The sequence below is a fragment of the Solimonas fluminis genome (assembly GCF_002930645.1).
Classification (GTDB): Bacteria; Pseudomonadota; Gammaproteobacteria; order Nevskiales; family Nevskiaceae; genus Solimonas_A; species Solimonas_A fluminis.
In genome coordinates this window covers 166,138-183,930 of record NZ_PSNW01000005.1, presented here as the reverse complement: position 1 = coordinate 183,930, position 17,793 = coordinate 166,138, and the positions used below count along the sequence as shown (strand labels likewise).

The window sequence follows — 17,793 nt, the reverse complement described above, 5'->3', positions numbered from 1 at the left end:
ATGAAACCCATGAAGGGCCACTGGAAGCAGTGGCCCTTTTTCTTTTGTTCGTTTGCGAAGCGTGGTAGGGCACCTCGTTACGCCTGCTTCGCGGGCTACTCGGTGTGAACGGGCGGTGGGGCGTGATAGTTTCGCGGCTTCGCGGCGCGAAGCCGGGCTGCGATGCTGCAAGCGCAGGGGCCGCGAGAGATTGCGGCCCTTTTGTTTGTTGAGCCAACCACCCACCCGTGCCGCCGAGTACTGCATAGCGGTGTATCAAGGGTGCGCCGCCGGTGGGGCACCTCGATACGCCTGCTTCGCGGGCTACTCGGTGTGAACGGGCGGTGCGGTGTATGGCTTCCCGGCAACGGCTCCAAGCGTTGCCCTGCCTCGGGCATCCGTGCCCTCGCCAACCCTCTCCCCGCAAGCGGTGAGAGGGAGGCAAGAAGTCACGGCGGTGCCGCACACCTCGGCTCCGCGGTGAACGTCTTCTCCGTATCCACCGGCCCCAGGTGCTGCAGCACGTCGCGGCCCAGCAGGGCGGGGGTGCTGAAGTTGCCGCGGTCCACCAGGCTGAAGTCGGCGGGCATGAAGACCCGGCCGACGCAGAGGTCCAGGCGCACGACCCAGCGCTCCTGCGCGGGCTCGCCGTTCTTCTGCTTGATGCGCACGCGGCGCGCCACCGGCTGCTCCAGCGGCTGGCCCTCGACGGTGAAGCGCACCCAGTTCTGGCCCTCGCGCTCGAACAGCTCGATGTCCGTGGCATGCAGCGAGGACGAGGCGGCGCCGGTGTCGAGCTTGGCTTCCAGCTCGAAGTAGCGCGTCAGTGTCTCGACGCGCACGCGCTCGGTCCAGCCGTAGGTCGCGGACGGAGCCTCGACGAGTTCCCAGGGATCGGCTTCCTGCGCCAGGGCGGTCAGCGGCAGCCATGCCGCGAGCATCAGACCCGCGGCGGCGCGCATCAGGAGCGTTCGCGCGCGATGGCGCGGTAGCCGATGTCGTTGCGGAACTGCACGCCCTTCCAGCCGATCTTGCGCACGGCGGCATAGGCCTGCGCCTGGGCCTCGCCCACGGTGTCGCCGCGGGCGACGACGCAGAGCACGCGGCCGCCGCTGGTGACGACCTGGCCGCCTTGCAGCGTGGTGCCGGCGTGGAAGACCTTGGCGGTGCCCAGCGCGGCGTCCAGGCCGACGATGGCGTCGCCCTTGGCGATGGGGCCGGGGTAGCCGGCGGCGGCCATCACCACGCCCAGGGCGGGCTGCGGGCTCCAGCGGGGCTGGGCGGCTTCGAGCTGGCTGTCGACGGCGGCTTCGAGCAGGTCCAGCAGGTCGGAGTCGAGGCGAAACAGGATGGGCTGGGTTTCCGGGTCGCCCATGCGCACGTTGAACTCCAGCACGCGCGGTGCGCCCTGGCTGTTGATCATCAGGCCGGCGTAGAGGAAGCCGGTGAAGGGCGCGCCCTCGGCGGCCATGCCGCGCAGGGTGGGCTCGATCACCTCGCGGCAGGCGCGGGCGTGCACTTCCTGGGTCACGACCGGGGCGGGGGAGTAGGCGCCCATGCCGCCGGTATTGGGGCCGGTGTCGGCGTCGCCGATGCGCTTGTGGTCCTGGCTGGTGGCCATGGCGACGTAGCTCGTGCCGCTGGCCACGACGATGAAGCTGGCCTCTTCGCCATCGAGGAAATCCTCGACGACGATGCGGGCGCCGGCCTGGCCCAGCATTTCGCCGCCGAGCATGTCGCGCGCGGCGGTCTGGGCCTCTTCCACCGTGGTGGCCACGACCACGCCCTTGCCGGCGGCCAGGCCGTCGGCCTTCACGACGATGGGCGCGCCGCGCTGGGCGATGTAGGCCACGGCGGGGTCGATCTCGGTGAAGACGCGGTACTGCGCGGTGGGGATGGCGTGGCGCTCGAGGAAGTCCTTGGTGAAGGCCTTGGAGGCCTCCAGCTGCGCGGCAGCCTTGCTGGGCCCGAAGATGCGCAGGCCGGCGGCCTGGAAGGCATCGACCACGCCCAGCGACAGCGGCGCCTCGGGCCCGACGACGGTGAAGCCCACGCCCTCGGCCTGGGCCAGCTTCAGCAGCCCGGGGATGTCGTCCACGGCCACGGCGGCATTGCGGCAGCGGCCTTCCGTGGCGGTGCCGGCGTTGCCCGGCGCCACGATCACCTCGCTCACCCGCGGCGATTGCGCCAGCTTCCAGGCCAGCGCGTGCTCGCGCCCGCCGGAACCGATCACCAGTACCTTCATCGCCTGCGTCATGACTGCCTCTTCTCGCTTCGGAAATAAAAAAGGCCAGGCCTTGCGGCCTGGCCTCTCTATTTTACCCTTTGCCCGGCTTAGCGCGGCATCAGGTTGTTGCCGTCGACGCGGACCCGCGAACCCACCTGCAGGCCGGCAGGGTCGTTGACGGTGACGGTGCGGGAGCTGCCGTCCTCCATCGACACGCCGATCTGGTAGACCGTGGTGCTGCGGGCACGCTTCTCGATCTCGCGGCCGGCCATGGCGCCGAGCACGGCACCGGCTACGGTGGCCACGTCCTTGCCGCGGCCGCCACCGAACTGGTGACCGGCCACGCCGCCGGCGGCGGCGCCGCCAAGCGTGCCGAGCGCGCCGGCCTCACCCTTCTGCGTCACCGGGGTGATGGAGCTGACCGTGCCGCAGTCGTAGCAGACCTGGGGCGGCGGCGGGCTCACCGGCTCGGCCGGCTTCGGAGTGGGCTTGGGCTTGGGCTTCGGCTTGGGGGCCGGAGCCGGGGCGGGTTCGGGTTCCGCCACGGGCTCGGCCGGGGGCGGCGCCGGCTCGGCCGGGACCTCGGTGGTGGGCACGGTGGACGGCGGCGGCGGGGTCTGGGCCGGGTCCGCAGGCTTGTTGCAGCCTGCCAGCAGGACCGCGGACGCCAGCAGAGCGGCGCCGAGGGTGGTGAGGCGGGATTGGTTCATTGGCTGATTCTCCATTTGTCTTGCCGTCCTTGCGGGACGGTCTGGCTACAGAATACCCAGCAAAGCTGAACGGTAGATGTACTCGATGCCCAGCAGCGACAGGAAGCAGGCCCCGGTATAGAACACGTTGACGCCCAGCGCGGCAAACAGGCGTCCGGCGATGCTGCCGCGGCCGAAGTGACGATAGGCCCATAGCGCCGTGAGCGCCAGCAGCATTTCCGGGACCAGGGGGTAGAGCGCCATGCCGTCGATGGCGAGCACGTCGCGGTTGTACCAGATCTGCAGCGGACGGGCGGCCCACTCCCAGAAGGCGAACAGGGCCAGGGCCAGCAGGCCGGTCACCAGGTAGGGACTGCGGCTGGAGTGGCCGATCAGCAGCACCGGGAACAGCAGCATCATCCACAGGCCGAGGAAGTAGATGGGCACGTCGCCGCCGATGCGCGGCTGGCCCAGGTCCGGGAAGACCAGCACGCCGGCCACCCGCACCAGGGCCCAGTCCGGCAGCACCTGCCCGGCCGCCAGGGGCAGCAGGAACAGCCACAGGAACAGCCATTCGTGGTGGCGGCGGACCAGGCTGACCAGGGGCAGGGCGCAGTGGTAGCCGAGGGTGAGCCAGAGCAGGTGCTCGCCGCGGGCGGTGCCCTCGGACAGCGCCACCAGCGGCAGGGCGGCCGCCAGGAACAGGATATGGAACCAGAGGGCGTCGCGCGTGGAGGGACTCATGGCCGCGTTCTCATCCTTGAGAGCCGGCGCTGGCCGGACTTGTTGTTTTTTTATTTACAAAAACAGCTTTTGCGTATTGATTGACACTAGCTGTTGTTCATCGCCGAGATGCGCGCGCTGGCCATGGACAGGCGGTAGATCAGGGTTTCGGTGAAGACCTTGTAGAAGCGCAGCTGGCAGCGTTCGGAGATGCGGCCGATGGCGCTGGCGTTGAGCTTGAGGGCCAGCACCTGGTTGAGCGCGACGACGTTGCCGGTACGCTTGGCGCCGGAGACGAAACCGATCTCGCCCATGCAGTCGCCCTTTTCCAGGCGGTAGATCGCGCGCCCGCCCTTCTGCACCTCGGCGGTGCCCAGGGCGATGATGAAGAAGGCTGCGTCGATGCCGTTCTCGGTGATCAGCGCCTCGCCCGGCTGGTAGGTGGCCATGGAGCTGACGTTGAGGATCTCGTTGATGTCCTCGTCGGAGAAGCCGTCGAAGAAGTGCAGGCGGCGCAGCGAGTCGCGCGATTCGCGGCGGCCCACCGTGTGGCCGGCGAGCTTGAACTGGTCGTAGAGGCGGGCCAGGGCGCCGGCGAGGTCGCCGCCCTTCTGGTAGCGCTCTTCCGGGGTCTTCAGCAGCAGGCGCGAGACCAGGTTGGAGATCTCGGCCGGCACGTCGGGGCGCAGGTCGCGGACGCGCGGCGCCGGCTCGGTGGCGATGGCCTGCAGCAGCTCCTTCATGTCCTTCATCGGGAACGGCGGCCGGCCGGTGAGCAGCTGGAACATCACGGCGCCCAGCGAGTAGAGGTCGCTGGTGCCGTCGAGCTGTTCGTTGCGCGACTGCTCCGGCGACATGTACAGCGGCGAGCCCAGCAGGCCGGTGCCGCCGCCGGTGTGGCGCGTGCTGCTCACCTCATGGCCGATCTCGGCGATGGAGAAGTCCATGAGCTTGGGCACGCCGTCGCGCGTCAGCATGATGTTGCTGGGCTTGATGTCGCGGTGGAGGATGCCCTTGTGATGGGCATAGTCCAGCGCCTTGGCGCACTTGAAGACGATGTCGATGACCTGGTCCAGCGGCAAGCGCTGGCCGCCGGGGCGGCAGAACGGCTGCAGGGTCTCGCCGTCGATGTACTCCATCACCAGGTAGCTGAGGTCGCCCTCCACGCCGGCGTCGTAGAGCGAGACGATGTGCTTGTGCGACAGCATGCCGGCGGCGCGGGCCTCGGCGAAGAAGGTGCGCTCGTGTGCGACGTCGGCCTTGAACTCGGGGTCCTGCAGGGCGACCTTGATGGCGACGTCGCGCTGCACGAAGGGATCGAAGGCCTTGTAGACGACGCCGCAGGCGCCGCGGCCGATCTCGCCGCGGATCTCGTACTTGGCGATGGTCTGCGGCGGCGAGTCGGGCAGGTCGGCCGGGCGCCGGATGGCGCTGACCTCCGTGTCTCCCGCGCGCCGGCGCGACTTGGTCGCCGGGTTGCTCTTGTCTAACTGCACGTGATCCCCACGGCCGCGTGGAATCCCGCGGCTCCTATATGTCCCGCAGGATACCTGACGTGACGCTCAGCTTGCCACGAAGGCGGCCCGTGCAGGTCGCCCGGAATCCATGCAAACCCTTGATTTGCCTGGACTGGGAACATCAGCCTAACTGGTCAGGGCCGACAGCCGCGCGCTGGTGACCGACAGGCGATAGATCAGGGTTTGTGTGAAAACCTTGTAAAATCTGAGCTGGCAGTCGCGCGATACCTTTTCCATCAGGGTGGCGTTGATCTTCAGGGCCAGGACCTTGTTCAGCGCCACCACCGTGGCGGTGCGCTTGGTGGCGGAGAGGAAGCCGATCTCGCCGACGCAGTCGCCCTTCTCCAGGCGGTAGATCGCCTTGCCGCCCTTGCGCACCTCGGCGCTGCCCAGGGCGAGGATGTAGAAGGAGTCGTCGATGTCGCCCTCGGCGATGATGGTCTCGCCGGCCTGGTAGGTGGCCATGCTGCTGGCGTTGAGGATCTCGTCGATCTCCTCGTCGGAGAAGCCGTCGAAGAAATGCAGGCGGCGCAGGGAGTCGCGCGATTCGCGGCGGCTGATCACCAGGCCCTGCTGGCGCAGCTGGTCGAACAGGCGCGTCAGCGTGACAGCCAGCTCGCCGCCGCTCTGGAAGCGCTCCCCCGGGGTCTTCAGCAGCAGGCGCGAGACCACCTCCGACACCGCTTCCGGCACGTCCGGCCGCAGCTCGCGCACGCGCGGCGCCGGCTGGGTCTTGATGGCGGTGAACAGGCGCGGAATCTCGGGGATCGGGAACGGCGGCAGGCCGGTGAGCAGCTGGTACATCACCGCGCCCAGGGCGTAGAGGTCGGTGGCCGGCGTCAGCGGCTCGCGGCGGATCTGCTCGGGGGCCATGTACAGCGGCGAGCCCTGCACGCCCTGCTGCTCGGCTTCCTTCGCCTCGCCGGAGTTGATCTCGGCGATGGAGAAGTCCATCAGCTTGGGGATGCCCTCGCGCGTCAGCATGATGTTGCTGGGCTTGATGTCGCGGTGGAGCACGCCCTTGCCGTGGGCATAGTCCAGGGCCTTGGCGCACTTGAAGACGATGTCGATGACCTGGTCCAGCGGCGCGCGCGCGCCCTTGGCGCGGCACAGCGGCTGCAGGGTCTCGCCGTCGATGTACTCCATCACCAGGTAGCTGAGGTCGCCCTCCACGCCGGCGTCGTGCAGCGAGACGATGTGCGGGTGGGCCAGCATGCCGGCGGCGCGGGCCTCGGCGAAGAAGGCGCGCTCGTGGGCCGCGTCGGACTTGAACTCGGCATCGTGCAGGGCGACCTTGATGGCGACGTCGCGCTGCACGAAGGGATCGAAACCCTTGTAGACGACGCCGCAGGCACCGCGGCCGATTTCGCCGCGAACCTCGTACTTGCCGATCTGCTCCGGTATCCCTTCCGGAAGGCGGCGCTCCTGGCCTTCGGTGACCTGGGTGTCGCTCATGTCCCTGGCGAACCCCGCGACCTGTTGTGATCTGTCCGCAAAACTGCTTCCCCCGTCCGCAAATCGCGGCTGGGGTCAGGATAGCGAGCGGGGGCGGTTTCCACTAGGCCCGGACAGGCGGTCGTGGAACTCGTGGAAGGCGCGCAGGACGCGGTCGGGCGCCTCGACCTGGGGATAGTGGCCGATGCCGGGAATGCTGACCGTGTCCGGTTCGGGGACCAGCTCACGGTAGCGCTCCAGCAGGTGGGCTCCGGAAACCGGGTCTTCCGGGCCGTTGATCAGGCGCAGCGGCACCGGCGAGCGCTGCAGCGCGGCGACCCAGCGCTCGCGGTTCATGCGTCGCTCGCGGATGTAGCGGATCAGGCGGTGCGAGAGACGGTGGCCGTCCTGGTGCGAGATCAGCTGCCAGAAGTCGTGCAGCTCGATCATGCCGGGGCGGGTTTCCGGGCCGAAGACGCGGCCGAAGGTTTCGCCGAAGCGCTTTTCGTTCATCAGCTGCGCCAGCAGCGGCCCCAGGGGGCCGTTGAGCCAGCGCTGCTGCCAGATGGCGCGGTGTGTTTCCGGGAACAGCCCGCCGTTGAGGAACACCACCGAGAGCAGTTGCGCGCGGCGCTGCGGCTGGCTGATCTCGCGCGCCAGCAGCTCCTGCGCCACGCTGACGCCGTAGTCGTGGGCCAGCACGTGGACGCGCTCGATGCCGCGCTCGGCCAGCAGGGCATCGCAGAGGTCGGCCTGTTCGATCAGCGAGTAATGGTGGCGGCGCGGCTTGGCGGACCAGCCGAAGCCCAGCAGGTCGGGCGCCACGACGTGGCCGAAGCGCTGGCGCAGCGAGGGCCAGACCGGCTCCCAGTCCCAGGATGCGGTGGGGAAGCCGTGGATGCACAGCAGGGCCTCGCGGCCGCGGCCTTCGGCACGGTAGAAGATGTCGTGCCCGCCAAAGCGGAACTGCGAGCCGGCTTCTTTCCAGGTGCGGAGGGTCATGGCGGTAGTGTGAGCGCAGCGCTCCGGAGCGACAAGGATGTGAGGGCGGCGTCAGGTCGCTTCCGGGCCGGATCGCAGGCACCATCGCCGGCCTGAGCCGGAGAGACACGTGAGACGACCGACCATCATCATCCTGCTGCTGGGGTCCAATGCCTGGTGGGCCGCACGGCTGCTGGATGCGGGCATTTCGTATGCCTACCGGGGCGATTCGCTGCAGCAGACGACCGAAGCACTGCGGCAGTCGCTGGCCATCATCCGCGCGGCGGTGCCGCCGGAGGCGACGCGCGAGTCGGTGCTGGCGGCGGCCGCCGCCGCGGCGCCCGGCGCCCATCCCTTCGAGAAGGAGGGCTATGTCTGGGTGGGGAGCCTGGGCCTGCGCTTTGCGGAGAACGGCAGGCTTGCCCAAGCGGTGCCGGCGTGGTCGCCTCTCGGCGATGAGGGGGAGTAGCGATGGACGTGCGGATCGGGTGGTCTACCTGTACCGGGAATGGCTGTCGCGCAGCGGCGGGGCGCCGGGGCATTTCCGGTCTTCTTCCACTACGTCAACGTCGGACCGGATGTGCGGGAGGACGGGATGATCACGGACGTGTACCTGCCGCTGAACTGGGGTACCGCGGCCGTCCATGGCCCGCGCCTGCTCACCAGTAGGCTGGAGCCGGTTCCAGCGCGGCGCCGCAGGCCGAGCAGGCATGGACCTTCTTGTGCGCGTTGTTCTTCTTGCCGCAGGCGGGGCAGGCGATCATCACCGGCTTGGCCCGCACCAGCTGGTACACGCGGGAATGCGTGCCGTAGGCCAGGCCTTCCTTCATGAATTGCTGGACCACCTGCTGGTGATCGGGATTGGGCAGCAGGTTGGCTTCCAGCGCCTCCAGTGATTCCCAGGCGGACAGGGTGAAGCCGGAGGAACGGCCGTCCGCGTCGGGCGGGCGGGCGCCGATGATGCCGGTGACGAAGCCGGGCTTGCCGGCGAAGCTTTCCAGCACGGCGTTGGTGACCTGCGCGGCCTGGTCGAACGGCGCCCGGCCGCCGCGCACCTGCAGCCAGGTGATGCCGATGGCTTCCGGCGGGGTGGGGTTGCCCTTGTGCAGACGGTAGTAGGCGCCGAACTGGTAGTCGCCCTGCTGGCGCGGCATCAGCAGCGCGAGGAAGTCGAGCTGGCCGGCGAGCTCCTGCAGGTCGAAGTGGTTTTCCACCCGTACGGTTCCGTCCCCGTCGAAGGCGATGAACAGCGTTGCCTCCAGCGACAGCGCGCGGCCGGTGGGCGTGACGGTGTCGATGCCCATGTCGCCGGGCAGCGGGCCGGTGTGGTGGCCGGACAGCCGGTAGCGCGCGGAGACGGCGTTGCGCCCGGTCATGACCGGGCCGGTGAGGCCGAGCTGCAGGTCGGGGAAGGCGGTGAACAGCGCCTGCACGTGGCGCTGCAGGGCCTCGCCGGCGAGATGGGTCTGCGTCAGCGGATCGCGGTAGCGGCCTCCGCGCATGGAAGTGCAGATGCCGGCGACGTCATGCGCGTTCCACTGGCCGAGGAAGCGTTGCGCGAAGCCCAGGTGCCGCGGGGCCTGCAGCAGCCCGCGCAGCAGGCCGGAGATCACCGCCAGGGCGTTCATGCGGCGGATTCCCGCCGGGCGCGGGCGCCCTGCCAGAGCAGCCAGGACTGGGCGAAGGCGGTGGGTACGGCGGCCAGGAACAGCAGGTAGTTGAGCGCATTGGCCCAGGGCGCGCCGAATTCCAGGCCGCGCACCCCGAACAGCGCGCCGACGAGGAAGCCGAGCGTGTTGGCCCAGCCGGTGATGCAGACACTGAGGATGTAGAGGCCGCGGGCCCTGGCGCCGAGCAGGATGCTGCCGCCGGCCACGGCGAAGGCGATCATCGCCAGGGCATTGATGAGCGCGCCCAGGTGGGCGCGCCGCCAGGCGGCCTCGGTGCCGGGCATCTGGAAGTCCAGCGCCGGCAACAGCGGCCAGGCGGCGACGTGGCCGATGGCCTCGAAGGTGAAGACCAGGCCGATCACCAGGCCGAAGGCGAACAGGGCGGCGGCGGGCGCCAGGATGCGGGCCCGCTCCGGGGCGCTCAGGCTGTCTCTTGTCATGGGTCTCCCTCCCGATGCGCAGGCGATCCATACGCCTGTCGCCGAAAGGTTGACACTATTAAATTAATACTGTCAACTTTATCCATGGCAAGACAATCCTTCAGCGAACACGAGGTGGAGCAACGGCGCGCCGGGATCCTGGAGGCGGCGATGACGCTGTTCGAGTCCGGGGGGCTGGAGGCGGTGAGCTTCCGCAAGGTGGCGGCGGTGCTGGGCTGCAGCTACGCGGCGCCGTACCGCTACTTTCCGGGCAAGGACGCGCTGCTGGTGGCGATGCGGGCGCAGGCCTTCCGCTGGATGGAGCGGGAGATGCTGGCGGCGATCCGGCCCCAGGACCCGCCGCGGCAGCGTCTGCGTTCGCTGGCCGAGGCCTTCATCCGCGCGGGTGTCGGGCGGCCGCAGCGCTACGCGCTGATGTTCTTCGGGCTGACGGAAGGTGCCGGCGGCCCGCGCTCGCTGGAACTCGCCGCGGCGAAGCGCGACGCGCTGGATGTCTGCACGCGCACGGTGGAGGCGGCTCAGGCGGCCGGAGAGCTGAAGCTGGCGGTGGATCCCCTGACCGCCAGCCACCTGTTCTGGGCGGGCGCCCACGGCCTGGTGTCGCTGGAGGTGGCTGGCCAGCTCGTGATGGGGCGCTCGCTGGACGAACTGGTGCCGCCGATGGTGCGCACGCTGATGCAGGGCTTGGAGGATCCGCAGGGACTCCTGCTCCGGCAGGGGCGCTCCTGAGTGGATTCCGGCGGGCTCAGAGGAGCCGGTCGTAAAACCCCGGCGTGCGGTCCACGCGCAGGCGGGTGAGCTTGCGGTAGCAGATCAGCCAGCGGCCTTCGACCTTGCGGTAGTGCTCGTGGTAATGGCCGTAGCCGTGCAGGAATTCCCGGCGTTCTCCTTCTTCCCACCAGAGGTGATCCTCCATCGGCCAGATGCCGGAGGCGGTGGTGTCGGAGGTGATGTCGATCTCCGGCGTGTGCGCATGGTGCACGGAGGTGATCGGCGTGCGGTGCTCCATGAAGTGCCGGATCGCATCCGCCAGCGCCTGCGGGCCCACGACCTTGTTGCGCACGCCGCCGGACTGCGGCTGCAGTGCGGCGGGCAGGTCGCCGTAGGTTTCCGACCAGGCGTCATCGGTGTGCACGCTGCCGTACAGGTCCCACTGCTTGAGATCCATGTAGCGCAGGCGGCGGGCGAAGACGTTGCGGATCTCCTCGATGGCCAGCAGTTTCTCGGTCGCGTTCATGGCGGGCTCCGGACGGCGGTGATGCGGGAAGCCTGGGGCAGGCGGAGCGGGTGCGCCTCCGCCGGATGAAGGAGACGGATCTCTCGGTGAGCGGTCCGGGAATCCGGGTGCCGCCATTCAGCGCAGGAGGAAGTGGTCCGCGGCGACCGGATCGGGCAGCCGGGTTTCGCCGAGCATCTCGAGCACCGTGGTCTCGATCATCACCGACATGGCGTCCAGCGCCAGGTCGTTGTGCTCCATGCCGAAGGGGTCCTGGATTTCCTCGGCCAGCGCTTCCAGCGCGAAGAAGGTGTAGGACACGAAGGCGACGATCAGCGGGGTGGGAGCGCCGACCGTGCCGACCAGGCCGAAGGGCAGCAGGAAGCTGTACAGGTAGGCGGTGCGATGCAGGATCACCGAGTAGGCGAAGGGAATGGGCGTGGAGGCGATGCGCTCGCAGCCGCCCAGCGATTCATTGAGCCGCCCCAGGTGGCCGTCCATGGCGAGGATGCGCACCGGCTCCTCGAAGCGCAGCCCGCGCAGCAGCCCGCCGAGCATCACCAGGATCACCGCCGGCTTGTAGCGCGCGGCCGCCACCCGGGGCAGCCATTCCGGCGGCAGCAGGCGGGCGAGGTCGGTCTCGGCCGGGGTTTCGCGCAGCTGGTGCTTCAGCGCATGGACGAAGGCGATGACGCCGAGGGCAAAGCGCCGCCGCGTGGCCTCGTCGGTGTCGGCCAGGCTCTGGACCTGCCGCGCCAGGCTGCGGGCATCGTTGAGCACGGCGCCCCAGAGCTTGCGGGCTTCCCACCAGCGGTCGTAGCTGACGCTGTTGCGGAAGCCCAGGAAGATGGCCAGGGCGATGCCCAGCAGGGTGAACGGGGCGACCGTCAGGTTGATCCGGAAGCCGAAGACGACGCCGTCCACGGCCGTGACCGCGGCGGCCAGGCCGGTGGTGAGCGCGAGCTGGGGAAGGATGCGGCCGAGCACGGAGCCGCGCCAGACGAACAGCATGCGCAGCCAGTGCAGGCGGGGACGGACGATCATCGGAGGCCCGCGGGGTGGCGCCCGTCGTGGCCGCTATGGCGGTTCGGCATGGCGGATGGCGCCGGCGCTCCAGCGCCGTCGTGGGGGGAAGAGGTCTTTACATACTTGGCCAGCTTGCCGGGAGCGTCAACTCCGGTGCCTGCCGCCGCTCAGGCGGGGCGCGGTGCCGCTTCGGCTCCTTGCGCCAGAAGCCGCGCCGTCACGGCCTGGTCCTGCTCCGCCATGCGCAGCATCATTTCCTGGGCGAGCGATTCGATCCGGGGCCCCACGAGGGGCAGAGGGCAATGCACTTCCCAGGCGACCGAGGCGACGCATCCCCCGGCGCAGTCGGAAAGGCGCAGTTCGCCCTCGACCTTCATGGGCACGCCCCGGGCGTCGATCACGATGCGTCCCCTGCGCTGGCGGTGGTTCCATTCCAGGCTTTGCAGGATCTGCGTGCGCTTCTTGACGAGGCGCCGCGCAAAGGCCGGCAGGCCGGCCTGGGTGACCTGCATGAAGCTCAGCCGGACACGCAGCCGCGCTCCCTCGGCGGAGTGTTCGAGAACGGCGACATCCTGATGGCCGAGAGCCCCGTGCCTGGAGGCCAGGAAGCGGGGATCGCAGTACTGCTTCAGGACATGGTCTGCGCTGTGGGGAAAGCGCTGCTGGTGCTTGAAGCTGCGCATGGCGCGGGAATCCTTCCTCTAGGCAGGGTGGCCATCGGCTTCTGCCACACAAGCGGCGTGCCAGCGATAAGTCCCTGTTTTACCGGAGCAGTGCCCCGCGTCTGTCCTGCGGCTTGCATGACTGACCCGCGCCGCCCTCCAGCTTGCAGGCCCCTCAGAGCCTGAAGCGGTAGCCGACCAGTACCGACATCGCCAGCGGATTCAGGTCCAGGGCGGTGCGGCTGCGCGCCAGCCGCGCGCCGTCGGCGGCGAGGATGTCGATGGTCGATTCGGTGGACAGCATCAGGTAGGACACCGAGGCCGAGACGTTCCAGCGCTCGCTGAGCGACATGGCGATGCCGGCATTGAAGGCGGGCGCGAAGGAAGGCGAGGCATCGGCCCTGGCCCTCGTGGCTCCGGGCTTGCCGGCGGCCAGCGCCAGCGCGCGGCCGAACTGGTCGTTCAGCGCGGCATCGAAGTCCTCGTCCAGCTCCACATCGGTGAACCAGGTATAGGTAAGGCCGACGCCGACGTATGGGCGCACCGCATCGCGGGGGCGGCCGAAGCTGTATTGCAGCATCGCCACCGGACTCCACTGCGTGGCACTGGCCAGGGGATTGTTGACCGGCGCGCCGAGGTCGACGCTGATGACGGAGCCGGCGATGCCGGTGGGGCGCACCACGCCCTCGCCGGCGATGTCGAAGCGCGCGGGGATGCCGCCCTCCAGCTTCAGCGACCAGCGGTCGGTGAAATAGTAGGAATAGATGAACAGCAGGGTTTCCGAACTGCCCACCCTGGCGGCGGTGCCCTCGGAAACGAAGTCGCTGTCGATGCCGAGCACGCCGCCGAGCAGGCTCGGCCGCAGCTGCGTGCGCAGCGGCGTGCTGCTGTCCAGCGTATTGACGTGGACCAGTCCCAACTGGAGGTGGTGGTCCCCGGCCTCGCGGGCCTGCGCCGCGCCGGCGCACAGGCCGAAGGCAAGGACCAGCAGGCGGGGGATGCTCTCCATGCCGCTTTATCGGGGAAGAAAGCTGACTGTCCGCTGAAGCCTTCCGAAGGCCGGCTCAGCATGCCTGAGCCGGCCTGGCCGCCAGGCTTCCCGCCTAGAGGCTCCCCACTTCCACGCGGCGGTGCCGCAGCTCCGGCGGCAGCAGCTTGTACATCACCGGGGTCACCAGCCGGCCGATCATGGTCGAGGTGATCAGGCCGCCGATCAGCACCCAGGCCATCGGCGAGTACAGGGCCGACTGCTGGAAGGCCAGCGGACTGAGGCCGCCGATGGCGGTGACGGAGGTCAGCAGGATCGGCAGGAAGCGGATCTCGCCGGCCTGGGCGATGGCTTCGTCGAGGGGGACGCCTTCCTCGCGCAACTGGTTGGTGAAGTCGACCAGCAGGATCGAGTTCTTGATCTCGATGCCGGTGAGCGCGATGAAGCCGACCATGGCGGTGAAGCTCAGGTTGTATCCGGTGAGGAACAACGCCAGAAGCCCTCCCATGATACCCAGCGGCACCACGGTGGCGACGATCAGGGTGGACTTGAAGCCGCCGAATTCCAGGACCAGGATCGCCATGATGCCGAACACGGTCACCAGGATCGCGGTGCCGAAGCCGGCGAAGCTCTCGCCGCGCGCCTTGACCTCTCCCGCGACGACATAGCGGTAGCCTTCGGGCCAATCGTAGGCGTCGAGTTTCTTCAGGATCTCGCGCGTCAGCTTCTCGGTGTTGTAGCCCTTCTGCGGATGCGCGGTGAGCAGCACGCAGCGCTCGCGCTGATACCGGTAGATCGCGTTGGGCGCATCGATCAGCCTGGGGCTTGTGAGCTGCGCCAGCGGCACCTGCGCCCCGGTAGCGGTGCCCACATGGAGGCCTTGCATGGCCTCGACAGTGGGGCGTGCCTGCAGCGGCCCGCGGACCACGATGGGGTAGGTGTCGCCGTCCTCTTCGCGGAATTCGCCAGCTGTAAGACCCGCGAATGCGGCGCGGACGGACTGGTTCAGTTCCAGCGGAGAGATGCCCAGAAGGCCAGCCTTGACGGTGTCGATGCCGAGATCCATGTCGACGCGCGAGCGGCGCAGGGGGTTGCCGATATCGCGGGTTCCCTGGGTCTCGGCGAATATCCGCTCGACATCCGCGGCAACCTTGCGCAGCTGGGGTATGTCATCACCCACCACACGGATGGCGATGGGGGCATCCATCGGCGGGCCGTTCTCGAACTCGCGCAGGACGATCTCGGCGCCGGGGATCTTGTCGAACTCATGGCGCAGCCTGTCGAACAGGGCGTTGGTCTCCCCGGCGCGGTAGCGCTTGAGCTGCACGAACAGCTCGGCGTAGCTGGAGTCGAACTCCCTCGGGAAGAGGTTGTAGTAGATCTTGGGATTGCCATGGCCCAGGTTGGCCATGACATGATCGACTTCCGCCTGGCCGAGCAGCAGGGCCTCGACCTGGCGCATGACGCTTTCGGTCTTCGCGAGGCTGGATCCGTTGGGCAACTCCACTTCCACCAGGAACTGCGGCGTATTGGCCTTGGGGAACACGCTGAAGCCGATGGCCGGGACCAGCATGAAGCTGCCCACCACCAGTACGGCCGAGAGCGCGACGGTGGTCTTCGGACGGCCCAGGGCACGGCGCAGCCAGGGGGAGTAGACGCGATGGATCAGGCCCATCAGTGCGCGGAGCACGGCGTTGCCCTCGGCATGCTCATGCAGCGGCAGTACGCGGCTTGCCAGGAAGGGGATGATCGTCAGCGCCACGAACAGCGATGCCAGCACGGTGAAGATCACCGAGAGCGGCAGCGAGCGGATGAAGTTGCCGGCATTGCCGGGCAGTGCCATCAGCGGCAGGAAGGCGAACAGCAGGGTCGCGGTGCAGCCCAGAACAGCCAGTGAAATCTGACGCGTGGCGAGCATGGCGGCTTCCTCGCGTGGATGACCCATGCGCAGGTAGCGGGCGATGTTCTCCACCACCACGATGGAGTCGTCCACCAGCAGGCCCAGGGCGACGACGAAGCCGGCGATGGACAACTGATTGAGGGAGAATCCGGCGAAGTGCAGCGCCGCAAGGCCGGTTGCCAGCGAAAGCGGGATGGATACCATGACGATGCCGGCAGCGCGCAGGCCCAGCGGCAGCAGGGTGATCAACACCAGCACGATGGCGATGGCGAAGTCGGCACCCAGTCGCTTGAGCCGGTGATCGACATTGCGGGACTGGTCGAAGCCGAGCTCCAGCTTCACCTCGGCCGGCAGCGTGCGCTGGAATTCATCCAGAACCTTGCCGATGGCCTCCCGGGTCACGAAGATGTTGCGGCCGTCCTTCTGGTTGGCCGTGACGAAGACGGCGCGCTGGCCGTCGAAGCGTGCGGTGTATTCGTCGGGTCCGTAGTCCCACCGCACGTCGGCCACGTCGCGCACGCGCAGCAGGCGGCTGCCGTCGCCGGCCAGCACGGTGTTGCGCACCTCGTCCAATGTTTCGTAGTTGCCGCTGGTCTGTACATTGAAGCGGCGGCTGCCGTACTCCACCGAGCCGCCGGGGATGTTGGTGTTGCGGCCGCTGACGGCGTTGAGCAGCTGGCCGAGTCGTACATTGAGACTGGCCATGCGCTTGAAGTCGGCTTCGACGCGCAGCTCGCGCTGCGGGAAGGCCCAGACCTCGGAGTCGCGCACGCCCGGCAGGCGCTCGATACGGTCCTGCAGGTCGTCGGCCAGATCGCCCAGGGTCTTCCACGACACGGTGTCGGAGACCAGCGCCATCTGCACGATGTTGGTGTAGCCCGGGTTGATGCGCTTGACCTCCAGGCGGGTGATGCCGCCGGGCAACTCGGCTCGCACGCTGTCGAGTTCGCGGTTGATGTCGTCGAATTTCTTGTCGACGTCAACGCCCGCGTCAAACTCGATGAACACCACGCCGACGCTGTCGCGGGACGTGGACATCATGTCCTTGACGTCGTCCAGGCGGTTCAGGGCGTCTTCGATCGGCTCGGATATCTCGCGCTCGATTTCGTAAGGATCGGCGCCCGGGTAGATGGTGATGATCTGGAAGGCGGTGATCGGGAAGTGCGGATCCTCGGTGCGGGGCATGTCGCGCCAGGCATTGAGGCCCAGTGCGCAGAGCAGCAGGAAGATCAGGACCGTGAACTGAGGGTTGCGGACCGAGAAATCGGAGATCTTCATCGGCGGCTCCTCAGGGCTTGGCGGCAGCTTCCGCGGTCACGACGACCTTGTCGCCATCGCGCAGGTAGACCGCACCCTCGGTCACCACGGCGTGCCCGGCCGGCAGCGGCTGAGCCAGCGCGGCCCGGTCGGCGGCGATGAAGGCGACCGGCACGCGGTGGGCCTTCACCTGGCTGCCGCCCTTGGGCAGCAGGTAGACCAGCATGTTGCGCTGGTCGCCCTCCACCAGGGCGGACAGCGGGATGTACTGCAGGGCTTCGCCCCCGGCGCTGCTGCGGATCTCGGCGCGGCCGATCAGGCCGCTGACGAAGGGCGTCTGGCCGGGGTCGAAGGCGATGTCGACGCGGTAGGTGCCCATGCGCGGGTCGGCGGCGCGGCTGACTTCCTGCACCTTGCCGGCGAATTCCTTGCCCGGGAAGGCGTCGAAGCGCAGCACGGCGGCGTCGCCATTCTTCAGGCGCACCACCTCACGGTCGGCCAGGCCCAGGCGCAGCACCATGCCGCTGCCAGCGTCGCCGACGGTGAGCACCGGCTGGCCAGCGGCGACCATCTCGCGCGATTCGGCCAGGCGGCGCAGCACGGTGCCGCCGGACGGTGCGACGATGCGGGCGTTGTTGCGGGCGAAGTCGGCGCTGGACAGGCCGGCGCGGGCGACGCGCTCGGCGGTGGTCAGGTCGTCGAGCTGTTCGCGGGTCAGCACGTCGTCGCGGAACAGCTTCTCGCCGCGCTCCAGGTCACGCTTGGCCTTGAGCCAGCCCTCGCGGGCCTGGGTGGAGCCGGCATCGACCTGCGTCAGCTCCAGCGTGGCCAGCGGCTCGCCGGCCTTGATCGTGTCGCCCTCGCGCACGGCGATGTCGCGGATGATGCCGGGCACCATGAAGGACAGGCGCGTTTCGTCGCGATAGGCGACCACGCCGCTGGTTTCCACCGGCGGCGTGGCGGGCCCGTTTTCGGGCAGTGCGGTGTGAACGCTGCGCGGCGGCGCTTCCGGCGCGGCCTGGGGCTCGCTGGAGCCGCAGGCGGCGAGGAACAGGGCGGGCAGCAGGATCAGGAGGGGGCGCAT

General features: G+C 68.7%; 17 protein-coding genes. 2 read left to right on the top strand and 15 right to left on the bottom strand.

The annotated features are described in order from the left end of the window. Positions 1 to 428 precede the first annotated feature (428 nt). The 7 genes from C3942_RS10960 to C3942_RS10930 all read right to left on the bottom strand — a co-directional run bounded on the left by C3942_RS10960 (position 429) and on the right by C3942_RS10930 (position 7,571). Positions 429 to 941, bottom strand: a complete 513-nt coding sequence (locus C3942_RS10960) for an ATP-dependent zinc protease family protein (protein ID WP_104230425.1) — start codon at positions 939 to 941, stop codon at positions 429 to 431. Continuing rightward, on the bottom strand, positions 941 to 2,224 hold the full coding sequence (gene purD, locus C3942_RS10955) for a phosphoribosylamine--glycine ligase (protein WP_104230521.1): 1,284 nt from the start codon (positions 2,222 to 2,224) through the stop codon (positions 941 to 943). The genes C3942_RS10960 and purD overlap by 1 nt, the downstream gene beginning before the upstream one ends. An 89-nt stretch (positions 2,225 to 2,313) precedes the next feature. Further along, on the bottom strand, positions 2,314 to 2,916 hold the full coding sequence (locus C3942_RS10950; RefSeq protein ID WP_104230424.1) for an outer membrane lipoprotein: 603 nt from the start codon (positions 2,914 to 2,916) through the stop codon (positions 2,314 to 2,316). Between the two features lie 45 nt (positions 2,917 to 2,961). Further along, the gene (locus tag C3942_RS10945) at positions 2,962 to 3,639 is read right to left on the bottom strand and encodes a DUF6989 domain-containing protein (RefSeq protein WP_104230423.1); all 678 of its coding nucleotides are present in this window, start codon (positions 3,637 to 3,639) and stop codon (positions 2,962 to 2,964) included. An 86-nt stretch (positions 3,640 to 3,725) separates the two neighbouring features. After that, on the bottom strand, positions 3,726 to 5,114 hold the full coding sequence (locus C3942_RS10940) for a serine/threonine-protein kinase (protein WP_243393576.1): 1,389 nt from the start codon (positions 5,112 to 5,114) through the stop codon (positions 3,726 to 3,728). Between the two features lie 147 nt (positions 5,115 to 5,261). After that, complete coding sequence (locus C3942_RS10935; protein WP_104230422.1) at positions 5,262 to 6,590, bottom strand: serine/threonine-protein kinase; 1,329 nt, start codon at positions 6,588 to 6,590, stop codon at positions 5,262 to 5,264. Positions 6,591 to 6,665: 75 nt separating this feature from the next. Further along, positions 6,666 to 7,571, bottom strand: coding sequence for an alpha/beta fold hydrolase (locus C3942_RS10930; protein WP_104230421.1), 906 nt, complete (start codon positions 7,569 to 7,571; stop codon positions 6,666 to 6,668). Between the two features lie 109 nt (positions 7,572 to 7,680). Between C3942_RS10930 and C3942_RS10925 the strand changes: the two genes are divergently transcribed. Further along, a complete protein-coding gene (locus C3942_RS10925; RefSeq protein WP_104230420.1) occupies positions 7,681 to 8,019 on the top strand; it encodes a hypothetical protein in 339 nt (112 codons plus the stop codon). 190 nt (positions 8,020 to 8,209) lie between these two features. Here the strand turns inward: C3942_RS10925 and C3942_RS10920 are convergent, their stop codons facing one another. Both C3942_RS10920 and C3942_RS10915 read right to left on the bottom strand, forming a co-directional pair. After that, complete coding sequence (locus tag C3942_RS10920) at positions 8,210 to 9,178, bottom strand: ester cyclase (protein WP_104230419.1); 969 nt, start codon at positions 9,176 to 9,178, stop codon at positions 8,210 to 8,212. Beyond that, positions 9,175 to 9,660: a styrene oxide isomerase gene (locus tag C3942_RS10915; protein ID WP_104230418.1), complete on the bottom strand. Its 486-nt coding sequence runs from the start codon at positions 9,658 to 9,660 to the stop codon at positions 9,175 to 9,177. Before C3942_RS10915 ends, C3942_RS10920 begins: the two co-directional genes overlap by 4 nt. Before the next feature lie 84 nt (positions 9,661 to 9,744). On the opposite strand from C3942_RS10915, the gene C3942_RS10910 reads away from it, so the two are divergent. Beyond that, entirely contained in the window at positions 9,745 to 10,389 is a 645-nt protein-coding gene (locus tag C3942_RS10910) for a TetR/AcrR family transcriptional regulator (RefSeq protein WP_104230417.1), read from the top strand. 16 nt (positions 10,390 to 10,405) lie between these two features. On the opposite strand, the gene C3942_RS10905 is transcribed toward C3942_RS10910, so the two are convergent. The 6 genes from C3942_RS10905 to C3942_RS10880 all read right to left on the bottom strand — a co-directional run bounded on the left by C3942_RS10905 (position 10,406) and on the right by C3942_RS10880 (position 17,793). Beyond that, complete coding sequence (locus C3942_RS10905) at positions 10,406 to 10,897, bottom strand: nuclear transport factor 2 family protein (RefSeq protein WP_104230416.1); 492 nt, start codon at positions 10,895 to 10,897, stop codon at positions 10,406 to 10,408. 117 nt (positions 10,898 to 11,014) lie between these two features. Next, positions 11,015 to 11,920, bottom strand: a complete 906-nt coding sequence (locus tag C3942_RS10900) for a bestrophin family protein (RefSeq protein ID WP_104230415.1) — start codon at positions 11,918 to 11,920, stop codon at positions 11,015 to 11,017. A gap of 149 nt (positions 11,921 to 12,069) precedes the next feature. Beyond that, complete coding sequence (locus tag C3942_RS10895) at positions 12,070 to 12,585, bottom strand: DUF2505 domain-containing protein (protein WP_104230414.1); 516 nt, start codon at positions 12,583 to 12,585, stop codon at positions 12,070 to 12,072. Between the two features lie 154 nt (positions 12,586 to 12,739). Next, positions 12,740 to 13,573, bottom strand: coding sequence for an OmpW/AlkL family protein (locus C3942_RS10890; RefSeq protein ID WP_104230413.1), 834 nt, complete (start codon positions 13,571 to 13,573; stop codon positions 12,740 to 12,742). Positions 13,574 to 13,667: 94 nt separating this feature from the next. After that, positions 13,668 to 16,730: an efflux RND transporter permease subunit gene (locus C3942_RS10885; RefSeq protein WP_104230412.1), complete on the bottom strand. Its 3,063-nt coding sequence runs from the start codon at positions 16,728 to 16,730 to the stop codon at positions 13,668 to 13,670. 10 nt (positions 16,731 to 16,740) lie between these two features. Further along, complete coding sequence (locus C3942_RS10880) at positions 16,741 to 17,793, bottom strand: efflux RND transporter periplasmic adaptor subunit (RefSeq protein WP_104230411.1); 1,053 nt, start codon at positions 17,791 to 17,793, stop codon at positions 16,741 to 16,743.

Bases quoted from the DNA above. Each gene is read 5' to 3' on its own strand.
- C3942_RS10920 (WP_104230419.1), bottom strand. From the start codon at position 9,178: ATGAACGCCCTGGCGGTGATCTCCGGCCTGCTGCGCGGGCTGCTGCAG.
- C3942_RS10900 (WP_104230415.1), bottom strand. From the start codon at position 11,920: ATGATCGTCCGTCCCCGCCTGCACTGGCTGCGCATGCTGTTCGTCTGG.
- C3942_RS10915 (WP_104230418.1), bottom strand. From the start codon at position 9,660: ATGACAAGAGACAGCCTGAGCGCCCCGGAGCGGGCCCGCATCCTGGCG.
- purD (WP_104230521.1), bottom strand. From the start codon at position 2,224: ATGAAGGTACTGGTGATCGGTTCCGGCGGGCGCGAGCACGCGCTGGCC.
- C3942_RS10880 (WP_104230411.1), bottom strand. From the start codon at position 17,793: ATGCGCCCCCTCCTGATCCTGCTGCCCGCCCTGTTCCTCGCCGCCTGC.
- C3942_RS10950 (WP_104230424.1), bottom strand. From the start codon at position 2,916: ATGAACCAATCCCGCCTCACCACCCTCGGCGCCGCTCTGCTGGCGTCC.
- C3942_RS10945 (WP_104230423.1), bottom strand. From the start codon at position 3,639: ATGAGTCCCTCCACGCGCGACGCCCTCTGGTTCCATATCCTGTTCCTG.
- C3942_RS10910 (WP_104230417.1), top strand. From the start codon at position 9,745: ATGGCAAGACAATCCTTCAGCGAACACGAGGTGGAGCAACGGCGCGCC.
- C3942_RS10890 (WP_104230413.1), bottom strand. From the start codon at position 13,573: ATGGAGAGCATCCCCCGCCTGCTGGTCCTTGCCTTCGGCCTGTGCGCC.
- C3942_RS10905 (WP_104230416.1), bottom strand. From the start codon at position 10,897: ATGAACGCGACCGAGAAACTGCTGGCCATCGAGGAGATCCGCAACGTC.
- C3942_RS10930 (WP_104230421.1), bottom strand. From the start codon at position 7,571: ATGACCCTCCGCACCTGGAAAGAAGCCGGCTCGCAGTTCCGCTTTGGC.
- C3942_RS10895 (WP_104230414.1), bottom strand. From the start codon at position 12,585: ATGCGCAGCTTCAAGCACCAGCAGCGCTTTCCCCACAGCGCAGACCAT.
- C3942_RS10960 (WP_104230425.1), bottom strand. From the start codon at position 941: ATGCGCGCCGCCGCGGGTCTGATGCTCGCGGCATGGCTGCCGCTGACC.
- C3942_RS10935 (WP_104230422.1), bottom strand. From the start codon at position 6,590: ATGAGCGACACCCAGGTCACCGAAGGCCAGGAGCGCCGCCTTCCGGAA.
- C3942_RS10885 (WP_104230412.1), bottom strand. From the start codon at position 16,730: ATGAAGATCTCCGATTTCTCGGTCCGCAACCCTCAGTTCACGGTCCTG.